6 protein-coding genes and 1 pseudogene are annotated in these 6,916 nt (G+C 72.5%); 1 reads left to right on the forward strand and 6 read right to left on the reverse strand.

Translation table 11 applies throughout. From position 1 onward, the window contains the following. Positions 1–125: 125 nt before the first annotated feature. The 3 genes from AX737_RS07585 to dctP are packed head-to-tail and all read right to left on the reverse strand — an operon-like array spanning position 126 to position 3,201. The gene (locus AX737_RS07585; protein ID WP_066920308.1) at positions 126–1,478 is read right to left on the reverse strand and encodes a TRAP transporter large permease; all 1,353 of its coding nucleotides are present in this window, start codon (positions 1,476–1,478) and stop codon (positions 126–128) included. Beyond that, complete coding sequence (locus AX737_RS07590) at positions 1,475–2,182, reverse strand: TRAP transporter small permease (protein WP_066920310.1); 708 nt, start codon at positions 2,180–2,182, stop codon at positions 1,475–1,477. The genes AX737_RS07585 and AX737_RS07590 overlap by 4 nt, the downstream gene beginning before the upstream one ends. Then, positions 2,179–3,201 carry a TRAP transporter substrate-binding protein DctP gene (gene dctP, locus AX737_RS07595; RefSeq protein ID WP_066920312.1) on the reverse strand — a complete coding sequence of 341 codons (1,023 nt, stop codon included), beginning with the start codon at positions 3,199–3,201 and terminating at the stop codon, positions 2,179–2,181. The genes AX737_RS07590 and dctP overlap by 4 nt, the downstream gene beginning before the upstream one ends. Before the next feature lie 210 nt (positions 3,202–3,411). Here dctP and AX737_RS07600 point away from each other — a divergent pair, with 210 nt between their 5' ends. Further along, positions 3,412–4,068 carry a GntR family transcriptional regulator gene (locus tag AX737_RS07600; protein WP_066920316.1) on the forward strand — a complete coding sequence of 219 codons (657 nt, stop codon included), beginning with the start codon at positions 3,412–3,414 and terminating at the stop codon, positions 4,066–4,068. Here the strand turns inward: AX737_RS07600 and AX737_RS07605 are convergent, their stop codons facing one another. From AX737_RS07605 to AX737_RS34190, 3 genes and pseudogenes are all read right to left on the reverse strand, one after another. Further along, complete coding sequence (locus AX737_RS07605) at positions 4,069–5,196, reverse strand: glycosyltransferase family 4 protein (protein ID WP_238231702.1); 1,128 nt, start codon at positions 5,194–5,196, stop codon at positions 4,069–4,071. Beyond that, entirely contained in the window at positions 5,193–6,251 is a 1,059-nt protein-coding gene (locus tag AX737_RS07610) for a glycoside hydrolase family 5 protein (RefSeq protein WP_066920314.1), read from the reverse strand. Before AX737_RS07610 ends, AX737_RS07605 begins: the two co-directional genes overlap by 4 nt. Then, positions 6,238–6,916: pseudogene (locus AX737_RS34190) on the reverse strand (lipopolysaccharide biosynthesis protein); the annotation flags it as partial. The pseudogene AX737_RS34190 and the gene AX737_RS07610, both read right to left, overlap by 14 nt.

A 6,916-nucleotide genomic window follows, 5' to 3' on the forward strand; every position in this document is an offset into this window, starting at 1 on the left:
CTCTCCCGACCCCTGCTGACGCAGGGGCCACCCTCCCCCGCAGAGGGGGGAGGGAAGAGCGCCGAGGATATCAGCAAGGCGTTGCGTGCCTCCCGTAGGAGCGCGGGGAGAGGGGGGCGCGCACCCTACCGCGTTGTGGGCAGGAGGGTGTCGGGCAGCCACATGGCGATGCCGGGCACGAGGCAGAGCACGAGGATCGCCACCGCCATCAGGATCACGAAGGGCAGCGTGCCCCAGATGATGTCCGAGAGCGGGATATCGGGCGCGATGTTCTTGATCACGAAGATGTTCAAGCCCACCGGCGGGTGGATCAGCCCCATCTCCATCGTGATCGTCATCACGACCCCGAACCAGACCAGGTCGAAGCCCGCCGCCTTCAGGGGCGGCAGGATGATCGGCGCCGTCATCAGGATGATCGAGACCGGCGGCAGGAAGAAGCCCAGCGCGATCACCAGCGCCAGGATCGTCACCAGCAGCAGCCAGGGCGAGAGCTGCATCGCCACGATCGCGGCCGCCGCCGATTGCGAGATGTGCAGGTAGCTCATCACGTAGGCGTAGAGCAGCGACATGCCGATGATCAGCATCAACATCGTCGATTCGCGCAGCGTCGCCGTCAGGATCGGCCCGACGTCCTTCGTGCGCCACACCCCGTAGATCAGCGCGATCAGCGCGAGCGCCAGAAGCCCGCCGAGCCCCGCCGTCTCGGAGGGCGTGGCGTAGCCGCCGTAGAGCGCCACCATCACGCCCGTGAGCAGCACCACGAAGGGCAGAACCCGCGGCAGGGTCGAGAAGCGCTCGCCCATGCTGTAGCGGTCCTCCGCCAGGATCGGCGAGGCGGGGCCGCCGGCCGCGTAGGCGGCTTTCGCCACCCCGTACTCGTGCCGGAAGCGGTAGACCGACCAGGCGGCGAACAGCCCGACGAGCAGCAGGCCCGGCCCGATCCCGGCCAGGAACAGCCGGCCGAGCGACTGCTCGGCGGCCACCGCGTAGAGGATCATGGTGATGGAGGGCGGCAGGAGGATGCCGAGCGTGCCGCCCGCCGCGATGATGCCCGCGGCGAATCCCGGCGAGTAGCCGCGCTTGCGCATCTCCGGGATGCCGGCCGAGCCGATGGCCGAGCAGGTGGCGGGCGAGGAGCCGGCCATGGCGGCGAACAGCGCGCAGGCGAAGACGTTGGCGATGCCGAGGCCCCCGGGGATGCGGTGCATCCAGGCGTGCATGGCCGAGTAGAGGTCCTGGCCCGCCTTCGAGCGCCCGATGGCCGCGCCCTTGAGGATGAAGAGCGGGATCGAGAGCAGCGTGATCGAGGCCATCTCCTCGTAGACGTTCTGGGCGACCGTATCGAGGGAGGCGCCGGGCATGAAGGCCAGCATGAAGACCAGCGCGACGGCACCCAGCGCGAAGGCGATGGGGATGCCGGCGAGCATGGCGGTGAGGGTGGCGCCCGCGTAGAGGGCGCCGATGGCGGCCACGCTCATCGCTTGGCTCCTGCGTTGGGGTTGGCGGTGGCGACCGTGGTGCCCATCGGGTCGGGTCCGCGGGGGGTGAGGTCGGGACGGTCGCGGACGTCGCGGTTGAGGTCGGCTCCGACGCCGATCTTGGGCTCGGCCCAGCCGGCGCTGCGGGGCCCGCGGGCCAGCGCCGCGGCGATCTGCAGGGCGAGCTGCAGGCAGAGCAGGCTCATGCCGAGCGCCATCATCGTGTAGGGGATCCAGAGCGGGGGCCCCCAGGTGGATTGCGAGACCTGGCCGTCGACCCAGGCCTCGTGGTCGAGCGACCAGCTCTTCCAGGCGAAGAACAGGCAGAAGGCGAGGCTGACGGCATCGACCAGGACGAGGCGGACGCGGTTGACGCCGGCCGGCAGGAGACCGGTCAGCGCCTCGATGGCCACGTGCCCGCGCTTGGCCTGGACGGCGGCGGCGGACCCGAAGGTGGCGCCGATGATGAGGAAGACGGCCATCTCGTCCTGCCACTCGGTCGGCTCGTGCAGGACGTAGCGGATGAGGACGGAGTAGCTCAGCACGAGGCAGGCGGCGACGAGCGCGAGCCCGCCGAGGCCGAGGATGAGGCGGTTGAGCAGGCCGATGGCGTGCTCGACCGCGCCGAGGAGGCCGGGCAGACGCGGGGCGGGCCCCGCCTGCGTCTCGGTGGCGGCGGTGGCCGCGTCGAAGCCGTGGCTCACGCGACCTGCTCCGCGAGCTTGAGGAGCTCCGCGCAGGTCGCGCTCTTGTTGGCGTAGTCCTTCCAGGCGGTGTCGCGGGCGATGGTGCGCCAGCGGCCCATCGTCGGCTCGTCGAGGTTCTGCACCTTGGCGCCGGCCTTGGCGAACAGCTCCTCGACGCGGGTGTCGTCGGCCTTGGCGCCCTCCTGGCCGAAGGATTCCAGCTCGGCGCCGACCGCCATGATCAGGTCTTGGCTGTCCTTGGGCAGGCGCTCGAACACGATCTTCGACATCATGATCGGCTCCAGCATGAACCAGTAGGAGCGCTCGCGGCCCGACGTCAGGGCCTTCGACAGCTCCTCCAGGCGGAAGGAGATCAGGCTGGTGGAGGAGGTGATCACCGCGTCGCAGGCGCCCGTCTGCATGGCGGCGTAGGACTCGTTCGAGGGGATCGAGAGGGTCGCCGCCCCCGCCTGCTTCATCATCAGGTCCATCTCGCGCGAGCCGCCGCGGACCTTCAGGCCCCGGGCGTCGTCGGGCGTCACGAGCGGGCGCTCGCGGCTCGCCACGCCGCCGGCCTGCCAGACCCAGGAGACGAGGACGATGCCCTTGGCCTCGAGGATCTCGGTGAGCTTGCGGCCGACGGGGGCCGCCTTCCAGGCGAGCGCCTGCTGGTAGGAGGTCACCAGCGCGGGCATCAGGCCGATATTCGTCTCCGGCACCTCGCCGCCCGCGTAAGGCGAGGGGTAGAGCGACATGTCGAGCGCGCCCTTGCGCATGGCGCCGAACTGGGCGTTCGTCTTCATCAGCGAGGAGCCCGGATAGACCTGCACCTCCAGCGCGCCCTTCGAGCGCTCGGTCACCGCCTTGGCGAACTTGCGGCACATCCGGTCGCGGAAATCGCCCTCGTCGATCGTGCCGCCGGGGAACTGGTGCGAGATCTTCAGGGTGGTCGCGGCCTGGGCCGCGCCCAGACCGAAGCGGAGGATGGCCGGCGCGGCGAGACCGGCGGCGAGCAGGGTACGGCGTGTCGGCGTCATCGTTCTCTCCCGCACCGCACAAGGGCGGCTCTGTTATTTATTGCAGCGCATCACGTATACTTGATGCCACTTCGAATATGGAGAAAAGACCGCCTTGTATATTTTGTCAACGCGTCCGTAGAATGCCGACGGAACGGCCGGGCCGCGCGACCGGAACGACGGACGGGGATGTCGGGAGCGGCGGACGGGACGGCGGACGGGACGACGGACATGAGCCAGGCACAGCGTCTCCGGCAGGTGATCGAGGAGGAGATCGTGGCGGGGCGGCTCGCCGCGGGTTCCCGGCTCGACGAGGCGCAGCTCGCCGAGCGCTTCGGGGTCTCGCGCACGCCGATCCGGGAGGCGCTGCTGCAGCTCGCGGTGACCGGGCTGGTGGAGACCAAGCCGCGCCGGGGCGCCGTGGTGAGCGCGCCCGCACCCGACCTCCTGTTCGCGATGTTCGAGACGATGGCCGAGCTGGAGGCGTCCTGCGGGCGCTTCGCGGCCCGCCGCCTCGTGCAGGCGGACGAGGCGGCGCTCCGGGCGGCGCTCGCGGCCTGCGCCACGGCCGCGGCATCGGGCGACACGGAGGCCTATTACGAGGAGAACCACACCTTCCACACGGTGATCTACCGGGCGAGCCGCAACGCCTTCCTGTGCGAGCAGGCCTACAACCTGCACCGGCGGCTGGCGCCCTACCGGCGGCTGCAGCTGCGGGCGCGGCACCGGCTCGGCCAGTCGCTCGCCGAGCACGAGGCGGTGGTGGCGGCGATCCTCGCGGGCGACGAGGCGGCGGCCGCCGAGCGCCTGCGCGGGCACGTGCTGGTGCAGGGCGACCGCTTCACCGACCTGATGATGAGCCTGCGGGCGATCGGCGACGCGGCCTGATCAGGCGGCGCGCCGCTCTCGCGCGCGGACCTGCGCGTAGGTGTCGAGGTAGCGGGCCGCGACCCCGGCCCAGGCGTAGCGGGCGAGATCCTCGGCGGGCGGTTGTCCCCGTGCGGCCAGGGCACCGTAGGCCTCCCGCACCGCCCGCGCCGCCGCGGCCGGGTCCGCGAAATCGCAGAGCGCGATGCCGGGGTGCCGGGCCGCGAGGTCCGTGAAGGAGGCGTTCGGGTGGACCACCGGCACCAGCCCGGCGCTCATCGCCTCGACCAGCGCGATGCCGAAGCCCTCGTACTCGGAGGCCGAGACGAAGAGGCTGGCCTCCCCGATCAGGTCCCGCACCCCGGCGGCGTCGAGCCCCGCATGGACGCCGACCGCCCCGACGAGCCCCGCCGCCTCGATCTGCGCCGTCAGGTCGGCGACCGTCAGGTCCGAGGGCACGCCGACGATCCGGAGCCGCCAGCCGGCCTCCTCCGCCCGGAGTTCGCGCATCAGCGCGATCAGCCGGTCGAGGCGCTTGTTGTGCGAGAAACGGCCGAGCGTCAGCAGGGTCCGGCAGGGCGCCGGGCTCGCGGCCCCCGCGAACTTGGCGAGATCGACGCCGTTCTCGATCACCGGCACGCCCCCCGGCACGATCGCGGCGAACTGGCGCGCGTCGCTCCCGCTGCAGCCGACGACGGCGCCGTAGGCGCGCGCCGAGGCGCGGGTCGGCCCGTTGAACCAGAGCCGCTTTAGCCCGGCATGGGCCTGGGTGTGGAAGAAGCCGCCATGGGTCGTGGCGACCAGCGGCAGGCGGTGCAGAGGTCGCGTCAGGGCGAGCGCGTCGAAGAAGAAGTCGATCGCGTGGACGTGGACGATGTCGGCGCCCTTGAGCCGGCCCAGGAAGCCCGGCGCCAGGGGGTAGCGCGACGAGCCGCGGAAGGGCATCCGCTCGACCGCGACGCCGTCGATCGTCTCCCGGGCCGCGAGCCTCCGGCCCGGTTCCGAGAACAGGCGGTCGAGGGTCAGCACCCGGACGTCGTGGCCGAGGCGCACCTGCGCGCGGGCGAGGTTGGCGACGAAGTCCTCCAGCCCGCCGCGGTTCGGCAGGAACTGGCGGACGACGTGCAGGACGGCGAGGCGGTCGGTCACGGGCGCCCCCCGCAGCGGGGCGCCGCGCGGGCGGCGGCCTCGATCACCGCGGAGAGCGGGCCCGCGCCCGGCTCGATCCGGAAGTGGTAGGATGGCGGCCACCAGTCGCCCGCGCCCCAGGCGGCCCAGCCGACCCACTGGGCGGGATGGGCGTTCACGTGGGCCAGGATGGCGGCGAGGTGCTCCGGGCAGCCGGCCTGCGCGGAGGCGCCGACCTCGCCGAGATAGGCCCGGGCGCGGTTCCGCAAGAGCCAGCCGGTCAGGCGCTCGACGGCAGCGAGCGCGTCGGCGCCGCGCGGGCAGGCCCCCGAGCCGCCCGAGAAGTCGGCGTCGAGATACTGGTGCACGTCGTAGGCGGCGTTCTCGCCCGGATCGACGAGGCCCGGCATCGTGCGGGCGTTGTTGCCGAGCGGCGTGTCGGCCTCCCAGCTGTGCACCCCCGTCCAGAGCGTGCCCGGCACCAGCACGAGCTGGCGCGCGCCCACGTCGCGGATCGCCGCCACCGCGGCGTTCGCGGCCGGGAGCCACTCCGCCGCGGGGATGTCGTAGGGCTCGTTCATCAGCCCGAAGGCGACGGCGGGCTCGCTGCGGAAATGCGCGGCGAGCCGGCGCCAGACATCCGCGAAGGCGGCCCGCGTCGCCGCGCCGGTGCCGATGCGGTCCCGGCCGTGATAGGCGAAGTTGTGCAGGTCGATCACCGTGCGCATCCCGGCGAGCTTGGCCGCGACCACCGCCGCGTCGAGGCGCAGCAGTTCCGCCGCGTCGAGGGGCTCGGCCGTCCGCGGCTGCAGCCGCTCCCAGCGCACCGGCAGCCGCACGGCCGTGAGGCCGAGGGCACCGAACCGGGCGATCGTCCGCGCCGACGGATAGGCGTAGTCGGTGCCGTGGCGGCCCGGCAGGGCGCCGAACTCGGGCCCGCTCAGGTTCACCCCGCGCAGGCAGGCCGGCTCCGCGGCCCGCGCGGCCGGGACGCTCGCCCCGGCGAGGGCGAGGCAGACCGCGACGGACGGCGGCGCGAGCCGGAGGCCGCGCGGCCCGCACTCAGCCGGCCGCATGGGGCACCGGATGCGGCGTCGGCCGGGGCAGGCCGCCCCCGACGGAGGGACGCAGGACCGCCGTCGCCATGTTGTCGACGCCCCAGCGCCGCCGCACCCAGGAACTCATCCGCAGGTTGTAGCTCAGCGTCAGCACGAGGTTGGCGACCGCCACCCCGAGCATGCCCAGGACGTCGGCGAGGCCGCAGAGCAGCAGCCCGTAGATTGCGAACAGCACGGCGTTGTTGACGAGCAGGAAGCGCTCCCCGCCGCCGATCATCAGGAGGGACACGCCCGACCCGAAGAAGGCCGTGACGACGGAGGAGAGGCAGAGCACCAGCAGGACGTCGAGATGGGCGACGAAATCCGGCTTGAACAGGGCGAGCGCGTAGGGCCCGACGACGAGCATGCCGAGGGCGCCGGTCACGGAGATCAGGAAGCTCGCGAGGGAGAGGCGGGCGACGAGGCGCTGGAGGCCGGACCAGTCCGCGGCCTGGATACGCGCCGCGGCCATGGGCAGGCCGACGGTGTCGATGGCCGCGACCGGCAGCAGCAGCAGCGTCGCGTAGCGCAGGGCGACGAAGTAGAAGGCGGCCTCCTCCATGCCGAGCACCGCGCCGACGATCACGGTCTCGAGGTAGAGCGAGAGCGCGTGCACGCCGTTGTTGGCGGTGAAGTACAGGCTC

Source organism: Methylobacterium sp. CCH5-D2, assembly GCF_001556475.1.
Lineage (GTDB): Bacteria > Pseudomonadota > Alphaproteobacteria > Rhizobiales > Beijerinckiaceae > Methylobacterium > Methylobacterium hispanicum.

Coding starts and splice junctions, on each gene's coding strand:
- dctP (WP_066920312.1), bottom strand. CDS start 3,201: ATGACGCCGACACGCCGTACCCTGCTCGCCGCCGGTCTCGCCGCGCCG.
- AX737_RS07600 (WP_066920316.1), top strand. CDS start 3,412: ATGAGCCAGGCACAGCGTCTCCGGCAGGTGATCGAGGAGGAGATCGTG.
- AX737_RS07585 (WP_066920308.1), bottom strand. CDS start 1,478: ATGAGCGTGGCCGCCATCGGCGCCCTCTACGCGGGCGCCACCCTCACC.
- AX737_RS07610 (WP_066920314.1), bottom strand. CDS start 6,251: ATGCGGCCGGCTGAGTGCGGGCCGCGCGGCCTCCGGCTCGCGCCGCCG.